Here is a 15923-nt window from a genome sequence, read left to right on the forward strand (position 1 = left end):
GTTGATAGTTGTCGCGACGTGACGCTGCGGTCTCGTTGCGCCGATCCTATCACCGCGCGCCGGGAGTGCGAGCGCGAAGCGGGACGATGTTGAATTCGTGATGATGCGTAGTTGTGCGCCGCACTCAGTGCGGCGCCGCAGCGGTCCGGCGACGCTGGCGCTAGCCCCAGCTCTGCAGCTTGCGGAGCTGCGGCGTCTTCTTGTGCTGGTGGTCGGCCATCCGGCCGAGCAGGGTGTCGAGCTCGGTGATTGCCTTGAACAGATAGGGGCCCTTGTTGAGCATCACGCATTCGGCGCGCGCAGCCATCGCCGCGTCGGTCATCTCGCCACGCGAGGGCGTGCCCTTCTTGACCAGTTGTTCGAGCACCTGCGTGGCCCAGATCACCGGGATGTGCGCGGCTTCGCCGAGCCACAGAATTTCCTCCTGCATTTCGGCGAGGCGCGCGAAGCCGATCTCGACGGCGAGATCGCCGCGCGCGATCATCACCGCAGTCGGCTGCTGGCCTGCCGCCTGCACCAGAATGTCGGGCAGGTTGGCGACCGCCTCCGGCGTCTCGATCTTCAGCACCAGCGACAGCTTGCGCCAATCGTCCGGCCGGCGTTCGGCGAGCGCCGTCTGAAGCGTCTCGACGTCGGCGACCGATTGCACGAAGGAGAATTCGATGCCGTCGGCGTGGTCGGCGACGAAATCGAGATCGGTGCGGTCCTTGGCGGTGAGCGCCGGGATATCGAGCAGCGTGTCGGGGAAGTTGAGACCCTTTTCCGGCTTCAGCCGCAGGCCCTTGTCCGAGGTCGAGGTGACGCGCCCGACCAGTCCCCACGGCGTCTTGCGCTCGATGCGGATGCAGAGCTTGCCGTCGTCGACGAACACGCGCGCGCCGACCGCGCTGTTGATCAGCGGGTCGCTCAGGGTACATTCGACCGCGAAGTGATCCTCGGCGACGTCGATGCGGTGCAGCGAACCTGCGGCGACAATTGCGATCAGGTCTCCGGTGAGGATGCGTTCGCGCCCCTCGGGGGCGCGCGCGGCGCCGGTGCGGATCTTCGGACCGGCGATGTCCATCAGGATCTTCATCCGATGTCCGGTGGCTTCCTCGGCGACGTGCAGGTGGTTGATCATGCGCTGCCACGCATCGGCATCGTCGTGGGCGCAATTGATCCGCACCGCCTCGACCTTGCGCTCGGCGAGCCGCAGCATGAACGACGGATCGTCGGCGGCTTCGCTCGGGCAGGTCACCAGTAACGCAGTGGCGCGGCCGCTCGATGGTGCGCCGAACAGTTCCTCGCTGCGCTGGGCGAGGTCGTGCTCGCCCGCGAAGAACTGCCGCGGCGACGGTCGCAGCGCCTCCGGCTCGCCGCACAAGGCGGCCAGCGTGGCGCGCACCGCGAGCAGCGTCGGCATCACCCGGCTTTCCAGCCGGCCGAGCGACGACAGCCCGAGCGTCATCAGCGTGCGCTGCAGCGGCCGCAGATCGTGCCGGCGCAGCGCCAGATAATGCGCGAGATTGGCGGCGCTGGCGGCGAAGCCGGGGCGTTCGATCCGTTCGGCCCAGCCGGTGGTGCGCGGCCGGCTGTCGGCCTCGATCTCGGCGATCAGCCGGTCGAGTTTCTGCTTCAGGCGGACGATTTCGGTCGACATGGCGGCGCTCTTGAATCGCGGGCGGCCGAACCATCGACCGCATCCAGCCCGTCTAGGGGCCGTCCATGTAACTCCTGTGACAGCGTCGTGGCCGCGGGCTGCGACCTTATGCTCATCCGCTGTCCCGGCCGTCCTGCGCCGTCCACAGCGGTCTGAATTCGATTGCTTGACGGGGACGTGGTGGCCGCTCTGAATGCGTCTGTTCAACTCGTATGCGAGGCCCGTATTGTCCGTCACCGTCTTCGGCATCAAGAACTGCGACACCATGAAGAAGGCACGCGCCTGGCTCGACGGGCACGGCGTCGCCTACGTCTTCCATGACTACAAGGCCGCAGGCATCGACAAGGCGCAACTCGTGCGTTGGGCAGAGCAGGTCGGCTGGGAGAATTTGCTCAATCGCGCCGGCACGACCTTTCGGAAGCTGCCCGATGCCGACAAGGCGGAACTCACCGAAGCCAAGGCGATCGCGCTGATGCTGGCGCAGCCATCGATGATCAAGCGGCCCGTGCTGGAGACAAGCGCGACTCTGCTCGTTGGGTTTCGGCCCGAGGCCTATGCAAAGGCGTTCGGATGAGCGACGGCGCGTCGCCTTCATCGCGCGTTTGTGTGCGGGTGCCGGATTGTTTTCCACACCCGGGTGCTCATAAACGCTTGCCTGCATTGCATCTTGCGCGCGGCTTGGGAATAGCGGCATAGTCTGCCGAGAAAGACGGGCCAGCAGCACCTGCCAGGGTGCCCGGCACCGGATAGCAACAAAAAGTCGGCCGTGCGCGTGCCTTCGCCGCGGGACCGACAGGGGGACGATTTTCTTGGCTGATGATATCATCCTGGAAACGCACGGATTGACCAAGGAGTTTGCCGGCTTCTTCGCCGTCCGCGACGTCAATCTGCGTGTGCGACGTGGGCACATTCACGCACTGATTGGTCCGAACGGCGCCGGCAAGACCACCTGCTTCAACCTGCTCACCAAATTCCTGCACCCGTCGGCCGGCCAGATTCTCTACAAGGGGCAGGACATTACCGCGATGGCGCCGGCCGATGTGGCGCGGCTCGGGCTGGTGAGGTCGTTTCAGATTTCGGCGGTGTTTCCCCATCTGACAGCGCTGGAGAACGTTCGTGTGGCGCTGCAGCGCCAGCACGGCAGTTCGTTCGATTTCTGGCGCTCCAAGAACGTGCTCGACCGCTACAACCATCGGGCGCGCGAATTGCTCGACGACGTCGGCCTGAGCGAGTTCTCCGACACGCCGGCGGTCGAGATGCCCTACGGCCGCAAGCGCGCGCTGGAGATCGCCACCACGCTGGCGCTCGATCCGGAAATGATGCTGCTCGACGAGCCGATGGCCGGCATGGGCCACGAGGACATCGACAAGATCGCCGCGCTGATCAAGCGGATCTCGGCGAAATACACCATCCTGATGGTCGAACACAATCTCAGCGTCGTCGCCCATCTTTCGGATGTCATCACCGTGCTCACCCGCGGCCAGGTGCTGGCCGAAGGCCATTACAACGACCTGACCCAGGACGAGCGTGTCAAGGAAGCTTATCTCGGAGCTGGGCATGGCTGAGACGACGACTCTGGACCGCGCCGCCTCGGCGCCCGCTGGCACCGCGCTGCTGAGCGTGCGCGATTTGCAGGCGTGGTACGGCGAATCCCACATCCTGCACGGCATGAATTTCGAGGTCCGCACCGGCGAGGTGGTGACGCTGCTCGGCCGCAACGGCGCCGGCAAGACCACGACGCTGAAATCGGTGATGGGCATCATCGGCAAGCGCACCGGCACGATCACTTTCGACGGCCACGACATCAGCCGGGCTTCGTCGGACAAGATCGCGCGTCGCGGCATTGCGTTCTGCCCCGAGGAGCGCGGCATCTTCGCCAGCCTCGACGTCCGCGAGAACCTGATGCTGCCGCCGCAGGTGCGGCCGGGCGGCTTGTCGCTCGACCAGATCTTCGAACTGTTTCCCAACCTGCGCGAACGACTGAAGAGCCAGGGCACCAAACTGTCCGGCGGCGAGCAGCAGATGCTGGCGATCGCGCGCATCCTGCGCACCGGCGCGCGCTTCCTGATGCTCGACGAGCCGACCGAAGGTCTGGCGCCGGTGATCATCCAGCAGATCGGGCAAACCATCGCGCGGCTCAAGAAGGAAGGCTTCACCATTCTCCTGGTCGAGCAGAACTTCCGCTTCGCCGCGACGGTGGCCGATCGCTACTACGTGGTCGAGCACGGCAAGATCATCGACGGCTTCGCCAATTCGGAGCTCGAGGCCAACATGGACAAGCTTCACACCTATCTCGGCGTGTGAGCGCCGTGCCCTTCTTCTGATATCGCTGAGAGCTGGGAACCCTATGTCGATCAATATCCAGGCCCTGTTGGCGCAGCTTCTGGTCGGGCTGATCAACGGCTCGTTCTATGCACTTCTGAGTCTGGGCCTCGCCGTGATCTTCGGCATGCTCAACATCATCAACTTCGCCCACGGCGCGCTGTACATGATGGGCGCGTTCTGCGCCTATTTCCTGCTGAACCTGTTCGGCATCGGCTATTGGTGGGCGCTGATCCTGGCGCCGCTGATCGTCGGCGCGTTCGGCATGCTGATGGAACGAACGCTGCTGCAATGGCTGTCCGGGCTCGACCATCTCTACGGTCTGCTGCTCACTTTCGGCGTCGCGCTGATCATCCAGGGCCTGTTTCAGAACTATTTCGGCTCCTCCGGCCTGCCTTACGCGATCCCCGACGAACTCCGGGGCGGGATGAATCTGGGCTTCATGTTCCTGCCGATCTATCGCGGCTGGGTGGTGGTGTTCTCGCTGGTGGTGTGTTTGCTCACCTGGTACCTGATCGAGCGCACCCGGCTCGGCGCCAATCTGCGCGCTGCGACCGAAAATCCGACGCTGGTGCGCGCTTTCGGCATCAACGTGCCGCGGATGATCACGCTGACCTACGGGCTCGGCGTCGGTCTCGCCGCGCTCGCCGGCGTGCTGTCGGCGCCGATCAATCAGGTCCGGCCGCTGATGGGCGCGGACCTGATCATCGTGGTGTTCGCGGTGGTGGTGATCGGCGGCATGGGCTCGATCATGGGCTCGATCATCACCGGTTTCGCGCTCGGCGTGATCGAGGGCTTGACCAAATATTTCTACCCCGAGGCCTCCAACACCGTCGTATTCGTCCTGATGGTGCTGGTGCTCTTGGTCAAACCCTCGGGACTGACGGGACGGGCGACCTGACATGAGCACGATCACGCAAAACTCCGTTCCGGCCCCGTCGACGCGCCGCCCGGTGCGCGACGAGATGATCGCTTTCGCGCTGATGACGGTCGTGCTCGCGGTGGTGCCGTTCACCGGCGTCTATCCGTTCTTCGTGATGCAGGGCTTGTGCTTCGCGCTGCTGGCTTGCGCCTTCAATCTGCTGATCGGCTATGGCGGCCTGCTGTCGTTCGGTCACGCCATGTTCCTCGGCACCGCCGGCTACGTCACCGCCCACGCGCTGAAGGTGTGGGAGCTGCCGCCCGAACTGGGAATCGTCGTCGGCACCGCGGCGGCCTTCGGGCTCTCCGTCATCACCGGCCTGATCGCGATCCGCCGCCAGGGCATCTATTTCGCGATGATCACGCTCGCCCTGTCCCAACTGCTGTACTTCATCTATCTGCAGGCGCCCTTCACCCACGGCGAAGACGGCATCCAGGGCATTCCGCAGGGCAAGATGTTCGGCTTCATCGATCTGCAGAACTCCACCACGCTCTATTTCGTGGTGCTGGTCGGCTTCCTGCTCGGCTTTCTGATCATCTACCGCGCCATCAACTCGCCGTTCGGCGAGGTGCTGAAGGCGATCCGCGAGAACGAACCGCGCGCGATCTCGCTCGGCTACAAGACCGACCACTACAAGCTCCTGGCCTTCATCCTGTCGGGCACGCTGGCCGGCTTCGCCGGCGCGCTGAAAGTGTTCGTGGCGCAGAACGCCTCGCTGACCGACGTGCACTGGTCGATGTCCGGCGAAATCGTGCTGATGACGCTGGTCGGTGGCCTCGGCACCGTGTTCGGTCCGGTGGTCGGCGCCTTCGTGATCATCGCCATGCAGCAATATCTCGCGGGCTTCGGCCAGTGGGTCACGGTGATCCAGGGTGTGATCTTCGTCGCCTGCGTGCTGACCTTCCGCCGCGGCATCGTCGGCGAGATCGGGCACTACTTCAAGCGGTCGCTGTAAGCGGACCACCGGGCGCGGGATCGATCGGCGCTACCCTCCTGACAAAACCGCCGCGCAATCATCGTTGCGCGGCGGTCTGTCGTTGATGCTTAACCGAAGCGGCTATGCCTTCGGAAATATCTCTTATTTTGGCGTGGGCCCGAGCGGCAGCTCGGCCTCGCTGGCATGTTCCGCGGTGACCGCTTGGTCGCGCCGGATGCGGGCGGCCTTCTTTCGCGCTTTGGACAGTTCGACCGCTTCGCTCATCAGCTTCTCGACATCGGCGCTGAATTTCAGTGTCGGGTTCCCGGTGACGCTGAGCTGGCCGTCGTGCCCGGTTGGGTCGGCTTCGCCATGCATCGTCTCTGCCGGATGCGTGGCCGGGTCAATCAACGCGGTCGGAACGGATGCTTGCGGCGGGGCGTTTTCGATTGCGCCGCTGGTCGCATCGGGAGTCGCACCGACCGCTACGACTTTGTTGGCCGCCACCGGGGCCGATGGGGCGAGGGCTTCGCCGGTGTCGGCTTGCATGGCGCCCGGTTCGATCGTCCCGGCGTCAGGCGTCGCATCGGCGTCGACGGCGGTCTGGATCGGATCCGGCTGGGCCGCCGTTGCGGGGGGCAGAGCGGCTGCTGCGCGCGGCGGCATCGGCGGCAGATCGTCGATCACAGCAGCCTCGATCGGCCGCGTCGCTGGTTCGGCCAGCACCTGCCGGACCAACTCGCTGGTTTGCAGATCAGCGGCAATTGAAGAGGGCGGCGCGGGACGTTCGGCGACAGTTTCCTGCACGATTGGGGCGGCGGTTCGGACACCGAAGCTCTCGCGCGCTGCCTCGGGGTGCATCGTCTCGCGGCGCGGCGCGCCCCGCCGCGGCATGATCAGGTCGCGGACGTCGATCTCGCTGGTATTGAACTCGCTGGCGTTGAATTCCGGCTCGTCATGTTCCGGCGCAAAGAAGTCGCCGACCCTGACGTTCCGGGCGGTATGGTCGCGGGCGACGACCTGCGCGGCGCGCCGGCGTGGCATCTCGTGTCGCGGCATCTCGTCGTCACGGCTGCGATAGTCCCGGCGGTCGACATCACGCCGGTCGAAGTCGCGGCGATGCAGATCGCGGCGGTCGTAACCGTCGCGGTCGTCATGGGCGTAGCTGCGGCGGTCAAGGTCACGGGCGTAGGTCTGCGCCGGATAGTCCCGGCGGTCGAAGTCGCCGTCGAAATCGCGCGCATATTCGCGCCGGCCATCGTCGCGTTCGCGCGATCGATCGATCCGGTCGTCGGCGGGCGCGCGCCTCGGTTCGGTGCGCCGCCGTTCAGGCTGCACGGGCTGCTTCATCTCGACGGCGCCGAGGCTCATGGCGGGCAGGGTGATCGCGGCGATCGCCGGAGCAGGCGCCGGTTCGGCCGGCTTGTCGTCGTCGAGGTCTTCGTTGTTCTCGATCCGCTGCCGCGCGCGCTCGACCTGAGCCTGAATCTTGGCGGCATAAACGCTGGGCGGCGAGAAGAAGATCTTCGCGATCACCGGAACGATTTCGAGGAAAATGATGAACATCCGCGTCATCCACGAGAACAGCGTCATGGTGGCGCCGTCCTTCGGATCGTTCTTCAATTCCTGATAGGCGGCGATCCGGGTCAGCGGATCGATCCTGTCCTTCTTCTCCTGGTAGTAGGATTCGGCCAGCGCCTTGCTGCGGAAATCGGCGATGCTGGTGACCTTTTCGGCTTCGAACGATTTGAGGTCCGCGCGGGCGGCGTCGATCCGGGCCTGCAGCGCATCGGCCTTGGCCTTGATCGCGACGCGCTCCTGATCTCGCACCAGCAGCGCCTCGGCTGCGATCTTCGATTGCGCCGCGCGCAACTCGTCGCGTTTGGCTTGGAGTTGCACGATCTCGGCCTCGCGCGTCGCCCGCTGGGCGATGAAAGAGTCCCTCTGCTTCTTGGCGAATTCATAGCGCGGGCCGGCGCCGGGGCGGCCGGAATTGTTTGGTGCGGCTTTCTGGCCAAACTCCTCGGCGTTCATGTCGGCGGTGTAGCGCTGGATGGTGCGGTCGATCTGGCCGATGTCGGCGCGGATATCGGCCTCGCGCGCGACCAGCGCCTTGATCTGCTGCTCCATGTCGTCGTTGCGGGTCTGAAGGTTGGGCTCCGCTGCCGGATTTTCGGTGAGGGCGTCGCGGTGCAGTGCCTGCAGGGCGTCGATGCCGGCCTGACGGCGAGCGGCCTCGGCGTTCAGCCCGGCCTCGTATTGGGCGATCTTGGTGTAGATCGGCTGATTGGCGGCGACGCGATCCGCCTCGATCTTCTCGTTGATGGTGCCGGAGAAGATCGCGAGTTCGAGAAACATCGCGATCACCCAGGCCAGCCCGAACGACATCAACAGGCGTATGCCGACCCGGACGAAGCGCCACGCCGTCTGCTTGGCTTCGGCGCTCGACTGAATCGGCGCGGTGTTCCACAGCGTGCCCTGATAGAACCAGTCCGACTGGCACAGGGCGCGGTCGAACATCAGCACGGTGAGGGCGATCACGCCGGACACCAGAAGCCGCGTCCAGACGCTCGCGATCATGTAGCCGGTGGCGTGGTACGAGACGCCGAGCACGACGATGAAGGACAGGCAGAGCGAGGCGCCGAGATGCGCGGCCCACAGCTTGTCGGAGGCCGGGCAGGTCGAGAGCGTCTTGCGATCGACGCCGGCGATGACACCAAGTGCGCGTTGAATCATGGCCGCCCAATTCTGCGGTGATAAGCGCCGCGGTTGGAAATGACAAGGTTAACGCGAGTCTAACAGAGCCTCCGACAATTCAATACGCAGTGCGTCGGACAGGCCGCGTCGAGCGGCTCTGAATTCGGCTCAGCAGTGGCTGCTAAGTTGTGATAGTCAGGCGAGAAGTTAGCTGTCGCGGCGGGTCGCATCGCGGTTTCCGCCAGCCTCAAAAAATTCCCGTAAGGTGTCGTTGACAGGATCGCGTTCTGTCCTCCGATACCACTGCGAATCACTTGGCTCGGCGAGCGGCCCGGCCCGACGGCTGCAGTGATTCGCGCGTGGCGCCGCCGGGTCTGCGCTGCGCTGAGACGCCATCGTCGCGCCTGCAATTCGTTGAAAGGCCCGAGCGGCCTGCAGCCCGCCGACGCGGTGCATGTTGCGGAATGGGCGGTTGCCTGCCAGCGCTCGAAATGATTTATGACGCGGATGTGACGCGGGCCGACGCCCGATCCCCAGTCCCGTCAATCGGATAACTCCATATGCTGCGTTACTTTCGAGCCCTTCTGCCGCGGGAGGAGAGGTTCTTCGACCTGTTCGCCCTGCATATCCAGACCGTGGTCCAAGGTGCGGAGGCGCTTCAGGATATGCTGCGGGGCGGGGACGAGACGCTGGTACACTGCCAGCGCGTCAGCCATTTCGAGGCCGAGGCGGACGGCATCACCCGGGAGGTGCTGACCGCGGTGCGCCGCACCTTCATCACGCCGTTCGACCGCGTCGACATCAAGAACCTGATCACCTCGATGGACGACGCCATCGACCAGATGCAGCAGACCGCCAAGGCGGTGATCCTGTTCGAGGTCCGCGAGTTCGAGCCGCCGATGCGCGAGATCGGCACGCTCCTGGTCGAGAGTGCCAATCTGGTCGGCAAGGCGCTGCCGCTGATGAAGTCGATCGGGCCCAATCTGCAGATGCTGACGGCGATGACCGAGGAAATCACCAAGCTCGAGGGGCGGGTCGACGATCTGCACGATATCGGGCTGAAGGAACTGTTCCTCAAGCACCGCGACGCCAACACCATGGACTTCATCGTCGGCGCTGAAATCTACGACCATCTCGAGAAAGTCGCCGACCGGTTCGACGACGTCGCCAACGAGATCAATTCGATCGTCATCGAGCAAGTCTAGGGCAGGGCCGCATTGTGGATGCCTCGATTGGACTGCCGATTCTGGTCGGATTGATCGCCGTCGCGTTGTTGTTCGACTTTCTGAACGGCCTGCACGACGCCGCAAATTCGATCGCCACCATCGTCTCGACCCGGGTGCTGCGTCCGCAATACGCCGTGTTCTGGGCGGCGTTCTTCAATTTCATCGCCTTTCTGGTGTTCGGCCTGCACGTCGCCAACACCATCGGCACCGGCATCATCGATCCCAGCGTGATCGACGCGTCGGTGATCTTTGCGGCGCTGGTCGGCGCGATCGTCTGGAACATCGTCACCTGGGCGCTCGGGATTCCGTCGAGTTCGTCGCATGCGCTGATCGGCGGGCTGCTCGGCGCCGGCCTCGCCAAGGCCGGGCTGTCGGCTGCGGTGTGGGGCGGGCTGACCAAGGCGCTGCTGGCGATCGTGCTGTCGCCGCTGGTCGGCTTTCTGCTGGCGCTGGTGCTGGTCGCGATCGTGTCCTGGGCCGCGGTGCGCTCGACGCCATTCGCGGTGGATCGCGCCTTCCGCATTCTGCAGTTCGTCTCCGCCTCGCTGTATTCGCTCGGCCATGGCGGCAACGACGCGCAGAAGACGATGGGGATCATCGCGGTGCTTTTGTATTCGCAGGGCTATCTCGGCAGCGAGTTTTCGGTGCCGTTCTGGGTGGTGCTGTCGTGCCAGGCGGCGATGGCGCTGGGCACGCTGATGGGCGGCTGGCGGATCGTGCGCACCATGGGCCTGCGGATCACCAAGCTGACGCCGATGCAGGGCTTCTGCGCCGAAACCGGGGGCGCGGCGACGCTGTTCATGGCCACCTTCCTCGGCGTGCCGGTGTCGACCACCCACACCATCACCGGCGCGATCGTCGGCGTCGGCGCGGCGCGGCGGATGTCGGCGGTGAATTGGAACGTGGCCAGCTCGATCGTCTATGCCTGGGTGATCACGATCCCGGCCTCGGCGATCGTCGCGGCGGCGGCCTATTGGGCGACGCGGCTGCTGCCGGCGTTCTGAACCGTCCCTCGCCATTGCGAGGAGGCGAAGCCGACGAAGCAATCCAGAAGCTCCGTGCACAACGCCCTGGATTGCTTCGCTTCGCTCGCAATGACGGAATCGAGGACTTGCGCTTACGTCACCACCTTGAGCCCGATGATGCCGGCGACGATCAGGCCGATGCAGGACAGCCGGGCCGCCGTCGCCGGATCGCCGAACAGCACGATGCCGAGCACGGCGGTGCCGACCGCGCCGATTCCGGTCCAGATCGCATAGGCGGTGCCGATCGGCAGCGTCTTCAGCGCCAGCCCGAGGAGTCCGATGCTGACGATCATCGCCGCGATGGTCAGCACCGAGGGCACCAGGCGGGTGAAACCTTCGGTGTATTTCAGGCCGATCGCCCAGCCCACTTCCATCAGCCCGGCGATGACCAATAACCCCCACGCCATTCGATCCACTCCTGTAGAGATTTCAGATGCTTGGAAACTGCTCCTGCGATCCTATATGAGGCTGTGAAGGCGCTTCAGCAACTCCGTGCGCCGCTGGATGTTCGAAGCCTTCGCCCTTGATTGCGCCGGCTTTCTTTGTCACAGCCTCAATCCATGTCCGACATTGCCACTTCGACCGACGCGCCGTCCCAGCCCCCGTCTTCGCTCGCCCATGAAGTGGCGCGGCGGCGCACCTTTGCGATCATCTCGCATCCCGACGCCGGCAAGACCACGCTGACCGAAAAGCTGCTGCTGTTCGGCGGCGCGATCAATCTCGCCGGCCAGGTCAAGGCCAAGGGCGAGCGCCGCAACACCCGCTCGGACTGGATGAAGATCGAACGCGACCGCGGCATCTCGGTGGTCACCTCGGTGATGACCTTCGAATTCGAGGACCTCGTGTTCAACCTGCTCGACACGCCGGGCCACGAGGACTTCTCGGAGGACACCTACCGCACGCTGACCGCGGTCGATTCCGCCGTGATGGTGATCGACGCCGCCAAGGGCATCGAGGCGCGGACGCGAAAGCTGTTCGAGGTCTGCCGGCTGCGCGACATTCCGATCATCACCTTCATCAACAAGATGGACCGCGAAAGCCGCGACACCTTCGACATTCTCGACGAGATCGAGAAGACGCTGGCGCTCGACACCACGCCGATGACCTGGCCGGTCGGGCGCGGCCGCGACTTCCTCGGCACCTACGATGTGCTCACCGGCGGCGTGCGGCTGCTCGAAGGCGGCGGCGCCAAGACCGGCGCGGCCGAGCAGATCGCGATCGAGGATCTCGGCAAGCGCAACGCCAATCTCGACGTCGGCGCGGTGAAGGAAGAGCTGGAACTCGCCACCGAGGCCTGCAAGCCGTTCGATCTGGAGGCGTTTCGCGAGGGCCATCTGACGCCGGTGTATTTCGGCTCGGCGCTGCGCAATTTCGGCGTCGGCGATCTGTTGCAAGGCCTCGGCCGCTACGCGCCGCCGCCGCGCGCGCAGGAGAGCAATCTGCGCAAAATCGAGGCCGACGAGCCGAAGATGAGCGCCTTCGTCTTCAAGATCCAGGCCAACATGGATCCCAACCACCGCGATCGCATCGCCTTCGCAAGGCTTTGCTCCGGCAAGCTGACCCGCGGCATGAAGGCCAAGCTGGTCCGCACTGGCAAGAACATGAGCCTGTCGGCGCCGCAATTCTTCTTCGCGCAGGACCGCTCGGTAGCGGACGAAGCCTTCGCCGGCGACGTCGTCGGCATCCCCAACCACGGCACGCTGCGGATCGGCGACACCCTGACCGAGGGCGAGGACGTCACCTTCGTCGGCGTGCCGTCATTCGCGCCGGAAATCGTCCGCCGCGTCCGGCTCGGCGACGCGATGAAGGCCAAGAAGCTGAAAGAGGCGCTGCAGCAGATGTCCGAAGAGGGCGTCGTGCAGGTGTTCCGCCCGCGCGACGGCGCGCCAGCGCTGGTCGGCGTCGTCGGCCCGCTGCAGCTCGACGTGCTGAAGGCGCGGCTGGAAGCCGAGTATCAGCTCCCGGTGGATTTCGAGGTCTCCGAATTCCAGCTCGCGCGCTGGATCTCCGCCGAGGACCGCAAAAAGCTCGACAGCTTCATCACGGCGAACAACTCCTCGATCGCCGACGACGTCGACGGCGACCCGGTGTATCTGGCCAAGAACGAATTCTATCTCGGCTACACCAGAGACCGCGCCGAAGGCATCGTGTTCTCCGAGATCAAGGACGTGAAGAAGGTGGCGTGAGGGCTTTGTTCCTCATGGTGAGGAGCCCGGCGTAGCGCAGCGCAGCCGGGCGTCTCGAACCATGAGGTGGCACGGCCTCGCTACGCATCCTTCGAGACGCGCAGCTTCGCCCTGCGGGCTTCGCAGCGCTCCTCAGGATGAGGCCTGTGCGGGGTGAATGGTCGCGTCCTGGCGGCGCATCCGATCTTCGAGCAACAGCTTCAAACAGCCACACATCCGCAGCCTCGCGGCGCGTCCGCGCCCGAGTTGTGCCCGGAGAGCCGCCCCAAAGTGAGGGGCGGCGGCGCGCCGCAAAGCGCGGCGTTGGTTAGTGTCGCGATCCGGCCTTCGCCCGCGCGAGGGACGAAGATCGCGAACCGCGCGTCGCCTTGCGGCGCGCCACCCCGGCGGTTTTAGGCGAGGGGACCGTTCTTCCGGGGACGTGGCCAGAGCGCCTCGGCGCTCCATCCCGGCGGTTTCCCGCCGTTCGCCTGTCCCGCGTCCAGCCGACGATAGCGGCAGAGCCCCGTAGTGGGCCCGGACGGGAACCCCAAGCCTCCGGGAGCGAGGGTGCGAACCCCGCGCGCGGACGCCGTATCCCGCTCCGCCTCGCAAGCGCCCTCGAGAAGCGCCCCTCGCGAACGGGATGGATAGGAATATAATCTGAAGTTCGATGACTGTCAAGTCGCCGGGAAAGATCATTTCCGGCACTCAGCCGGCAACAGATTTCGTTGAACTCGATTATACAAATAACTATATAATGCTCGCGTGACCAAACCGGCACCCAAGCGACTGGTGTGGATCGCGTCCACCCGGCGCGACATGCGAGCTTTGCCGCAAGCGGTCCGTCGCAGCTTCGGCACCGCTCTGTTCGCAGCTCAGATGGGAGTTGTGCCGCCGATCGCCAAAGTGCTGAGCGGCTTTGGCGGGGCAGGCGTGCTCGAACTGATCGAGGACGACCGAAGCGGCACTTACCGTGCCGCCTATACCGTCCGTTTCGAAACGGTCGTCTACGTGCTGCACGTGTTTCAGAAGAAGTCGAAACGAGGAATTGCTACTCCGCGACACGACATGGAGTTGATCAAGACGCGGTTGAAACTGGCTGAGTCTCTCCACAAGGAAACGAAATGATGAAGACCCACGAAGACAGCAGCGGCAATGTGTTCGCCGATTTGGGCTTCAAAGAGTCCGAGCAGGAATTGCTGAAGGCCAAGCTGACGATACAGATCTACAGACTACTCTCCGAGCGCGCCATGACGCAGGCGGCTGCGGCGAAGTTGCTCGGCACGACGCAGCCTCAGGTGTCGGCGCTGATGCGATGTAAGCCGACTTCGATTTCCGTCGGTCGGCTCATGGAGTTTCTGACCATTCTTGGTCAGGACGTGGAGGTCACGGTCAAGCCGGCCTCGCGTCGAAAGACGAAGGTGGGAGCCGGCCGAATGTCGGTGGTCGTTCATGCCGGAGCTGCTCGTAGCTGATCAGCTCACCCCGCCACAAGCCCCGCGATGAACATCCCGCACGCCACGGTCGACGCGACCGTACGCACGTGATTCCACCACGTCCAATCGCGCACATACGTCGCCCATAGCTCAGCTGCCGCTGCGCTCTCCGGATCAGCCGGAGCCAATGCGTTGTTGAGCGGGACGTTACGCGCGATCGTCACGACGAACATGCCGAGCACGTAGATCGCGCCGCCGGCGGCCATCGCGGTGGCGCCTGGTTCGCCCCAAAGCAGCGCGCCGATCACCGCCAGCGCGGCTGCGGCCAGCGTGGTGCCGAAGAACAGCGGCAGGAACAGCGAGCGGACGATGTCGGCGTTGATCGCGTTCATCGCGGCGATGCCGGTGGCCTGCGGCAGCCGCGCCAGCGCGGTCATTACGAACGTCGAGAACGCGAAATACACGCCGGCCATCAGGCCGCAGCCGATCGCGCCGAACCACAGCAGGGCGGTGACGAGGGGCTGCGTCATGGCGACATCTCCCTTTGGCGAGGCCGGGCTTTGCGGCGCCGCCTTGCTCTGCCTGACTTTCAACCGAATTGAAGCGTCGATACAATCCTGCGCCGCGCGGCGTCCCGCGCGGACGAGGAGATTTTAAATGCACGGACCTGACATGCCACCTCGCCCGGTTTCCCTCGTCGTCGCGGTTGCCGCCGCGTTGGCCGTCCTGGCGGCGCTGCCACCAGCGGTGCAGGCGCAGGGCCTCGTCAAGGGCGTCGAGCAGGGCGCGCGCGAAGGCAACAAGGCGGCAGGTCCCGTTGGCGGCGTGCTGGGCGGCGCGATCGGCGGCGTCGTGGGGGTGGTCGGCGGGGTGCTGACCGGGGTCACCGGCGGCAACACCGCGCGCGGGCCGGTCGGGGCGAAACAGCAGCCGGCGGAGCGGCCCAAATCGGCGACGCAGACGCGCAAGGAGGCGCGGGACGCCAAGGCCGGCAAGGGCAAGGCGGCGCCGGCGGAACTCACCCCGGAGCAGATCGTCGCCAATTCCGACGCCAATATCGAACGCATCAAGAGCGAGCTGAAGCTCACGCCGGAGCAGGACAAGCACTGGGGACAGTTCTCCAGCGCGATGCACTATCTCGGCCAGCACGGCGCCGAACGGCTGACGCTGCGCAAGGCGCGCGCGCAGCGTGATCCGCCCGACGACATCGTCGAGCAGATGCGCAACGAGGCGCAATTCCTGTACGACCGCGGCGCCGACCAGCGCGCCGTCGCCGACGCCGCCGAGCCGCTGTTCGCCACGCTCGACGACAAGCAGAAAGCGATCTTCGTCACAGAGATGGTGCGGCTCAGCACCGAACGCGGGCTCGACTGAGCCGGCGCTGCTGCTCAATCCCGCGGCGTTTTATGTGACGTCGTTCGATTTCAGGACGTTTCCATGCTCCCGGCGTGACACAAAAGTCACGGCGGGGGGCAAACGCGGTCCGTTTGCGCAAAAAATGGTACCGCTGGCCGAACGTTGCCCGCAAAATCCCGACCAATTGACTTGAACGATCGAACAATCGGTTTCGAG

15 protein-coding genes are annotated in these 15923 nt (G+C 65.0%); 11 read left to right on the forward strand and 4 right to left on the reverse strand.

All coding sequences use genetic code 11. The annotated features are described in order from the left end of the window. Positions 1 to 160: 160 nt before the first annotated feature. Positions 161 to 1639, reverse strand: coding sequence for a pyruvate kinase (locus tag SR870_RS03895; RefSeq protein ID WP_322516738.1), 1479 nt, complete (start codon positions 1637 to 1639; stop codon positions 161 to 163). Between the two features lie 193 nt (positions 1640 to 1832). Here SR870_RS03895 and SR870_RS03900 point away from each other — a divergent pair, with 193 nt between their 5' ends. The 5 genes from SR870_RS03900 (at position 1833) to SR870_RS03920 (ending at position 5838) form a co-directional block, all read left to right on the forward strand. Next, complete coding sequence (locus tag SR870_RS03900; protein ID WP_416221123.1) at positions 1833 to 2213, forward strand: ArsC family reductase; 381 nt, start codon at positions 1833 to 1835, stop codon at positions 2211 to 2213. A gap of 235 nt (positions 2214 to 2448) precedes the next feature. Beyond that, the gene (locus tag SR870_RS03905; protein WP_322516740.1) at positions 2449 to 3204 is read left to right on the forward strand and encodes an ABC transporter ATP-binding protein; all 756 of its coding nucleotides are present in this window, start codon (positions 2449 to 2451) and stop codon (positions 3202 to 3204) included. Next, complete coding sequence (locus tag SR870_RS03910) at positions 3197 to 3943, forward strand: ABC transporter ATP-binding protein (RefSeq protein WP_322516741.1); 747 nt, start codon at positions 3197 to 3199, stop codon at positions 3941 to 3943. The genes SR870_RS03905 and SR870_RS03910 overlap by 8 nt, the downstream gene beginning before the upstream one ends. Before the next feature lie 55 nt (positions 3944 to 3998). Further along, complete coding sequence (locus SR870_RS03915) at positions 3999 to 4862, forward strand: branched-chain amino acid ABC transporter permease (protein WP_322518181.1); 864 nt, start codon at positions 3999 to 4001, stop codon at positions 4860 to 4862. 1 nt (position 4863) lies between these two features. Then, on the forward strand, positions 4864 to 5838 hold the full coding sequence (locus tag SR870_RS03920) for a branched-chain amino acid ABC transporter permease (RefSeq protein ID WP_322516742.1): 975 nt from the start codon (positions 4864 to 4866) through the stop codon (positions 5836 to 5838). A gap of 123 nt (positions 5839 to 5961) precedes the next feature. Here SR870_RS03920 and SR870_RS03925 read toward each other — a convergent pair whose 3' ends face one another. Further along, positions 5962 to 8535 carry a DUF4407 domain-containing protein gene (locus SR870_RS03925; protein ID WP_322516743.1) on the reverse strand — a complete coding sequence of 858 codons (2574 nt, stop codon included), beginning with the start codon at positions 8533 to 8535 and terminating at the stop codon, positions 5962 to 5964. A 521-nt stretch (positions 8536 to 9056) separates the two neighbouring features. On the opposite strand from SR870_RS03925, the gene SR870_RS03930 reads away from it, so the two are divergent. Both SR870_RS03930 and SR870_RS03935 read left to right on the forward strand, forming a co-directional pair. After that, entirely contained in the window at positions 9057 to 9701 is a 645-nt protein-coding gene (locus SR870_RS03930) for a DUF47 domain-containing protein (protein ID WP_322516744.1), read from the forward strand. Between the two features lie 14 nt (positions 9702 to 9715). After that, positions 9716 to 10726 carry an inorganic phosphate transporter gene (locus SR870_RS03935; protein WP_322516745.1) on the forward strand — a complete coding sequence of 337 codons (1011 nt, stop codon included), beginning with the start codon at positions 9716 to 9718 and terminating at the stop codon, positions 10724 to 10726. A gap of 113 nt (positions 10727 to 10839) precedes the next feature. Here the strand turns inward: SR870_RS03935 and sugE are convergent, their stop codons facing one another. Continuing rightward, positions 10840 to 11154: a quaternary ammonium compound efflux SMR transporter SugE gene (gene sugE, locus SR870_RS03940; protein WP_322516746.1), complete on the reverse strand. Its 315-nt coding sequence runs from the start codon at positions 11152 to 11154 to the stop codon at positions 10840 to 10842. Positions 11155 to 11307: 153 nt separating this feature from the next. Between sugE and SR870_RS03945 the strand changes: the two genes are divergently transcribed. The 3 genes from SR870_RS03945 to SR870_RS03955 all read left to right on the forward strand — a co-directional run bounded on the left by SR870_RS03945 (position 11308) and on the right by SR870_RS03955 (position 14390). Then, positions 11308 to 12933, forward strand: coding sequence for a peptide chain release factor 3 (locus tag SR870_RS03945; protein ID WP_322516747.1), 1626 nt, complete (start codon positions 11308 to 11310; stop codon positions 12931 to 12933). 801 nt (positions 12934 to 13734) lie between these two features. Then, positions 13735 to 14043 carry a type II toxin-antitoxin system RelE/ParE family toxin gene (locus SR870_RS03950; protein WP_322518182.1) on the forward strand — a complete coding sequence of 103 codons (309 nt, stop codon included), beginning with the start codon at positions 13735 to 13737 and terminating at the stop codon, positions 14041 to 14043. After that, positions 14040 to 14390, forward strand: a complete 351-nt coding sequence (locus SR870_RS03955) for a helix-turn-helix transcriptional regulator (protein WP_322516748.1) — start codon at positions 14040 to 14042, stop codon at positions 14388 to 14390. The genes SR870_RS03950 and SR870_RS03955 overlap by 4 nt, the downstream gene beginning before the upstream one ends. A 5-nt stretch (positions 14391 to 14395) precedes the next feature. Here the strand turns inward: SR870_RS03955 and SR870_RS03960 are convergent, their stop codons facing one another. Next, complete coding sequence (locus tag SR870_RS03960; RefSeq protein WP_322516749.1) at positions 14396 to 14881, reverse strand: DUF1772 domain-containing protein; 486 nt, start codon at positions 14879 to 14881, stop codon at positions 14396 to 14398. Positions 14882 to 15008: 127 nt separating this feature from the next. On the opposite strand from SR870_RS03960, the gene SR870_RS03965 reads away from it, so the two are divergent. Then, complete coding sequence (locus SR870_RS03965; protein ID WP_322516750.1) at positions 15009 to 15725, forward strand: Spy/CpxP family protein refolding chaperone; 717 nt, start codon at positions 15009 to 15011, stop codon at positions 15723 to 15725. The last annotated feature ends 198 nt before the right edge of the window (positions 15726 to 15923 follow it).

It is taken from the genome of Rhodopseudomonas palustris, from assembly GCF_034479375.1.
Classification (GTDB): Bacteria; Pseudomonadota; Alphaproteobacteria; order Rhizobiales; family Xanthobacteraceae; genus Rhodopseudomonas; species Rhodopseudomonas palustris_M.

Coding starts and splice junctions, on each gene's coding strand:
- SR870_RS03920 (WP_322516742.1), top strand. CDS start 4,864: ATGAGCACGATCACGCAAAACTCCGTTCCGGCCCCGTCGACGCGCCGC.
- sugE (WP_322516746.1), bottom strand. CDS start 11,154: ATGGCGTGGGGGTTATTGGTCATCGCCGGGCTGATGGAAGTGGGCTGG.
- SR870_RS03950 (WP_322518182.1), top strand. CDS start 13,735: ATGCGAGCTTTGCCGCAAGCGGTCCGTCGCAGCTTCGGCACCGCTCTG.
- SR870_RS03895 (WP_322516738.1), bottom strand. CDS start 1,639: ATGTCGACCGAAATCGTCCGCCTGAAGCAGAAACTCGACCGGCTGATC.
- SR870_RS03910 (WP_322516741.1), top strand. CDS start 3,197: ATGGCTGAGACGACGACTCTGGACCGCGCCGCCTCGGCGCCCGCTGGC.
- SR870_RS03965 (WP_322516750.1), top strand. CDS start 15,009: ATGCACGGACCTGACATGCCACCTCGCCCGGTTTCCCTCGTCGTCGCG.
- SR870_RS03900 (WP_416221123.1), top strand. CDS start 1,833: ATGCGTCTGTTCAACTCGTATGCGAGGCCCGTATTGTCCGTCACCGTC.
- SR870_RS03955 (WP_322516748.1), top strand. CDS start 14,040: ATGATGAAGACCCACGAAGACAGCAGCGGCAATGTGTTCGCCGATTTG.
- SR870_RS03930 (WP_322516744.1), top strand. CDS start 9,057: ATGCTGCGTTACTTTCGAGCCCTTCTGCCGCGGGAGGAGAGGTTCTTC.
- SR870_RS03945 (WP_322516747.1), top strand. CDS start 11,308: ATGTCCGACATTGCCACTTCGACCGACGCGCCGTCCCAGCCCCCGTCT.
- SR870_RS03925 (WP_322516743.1), bottom strand. CDS start 8,535: ATGATTCAACGCGCACTTGGTGTCATCGCCGGCGTCGATCGCAAGACG.
- SR870_RS03960 (WP_322516749.1), bottom strand. CDS start 14,881: ATGACGCAGCCCCTCGTCACCGCCCTGCTGTGGTTCGGCGCGATCGGC.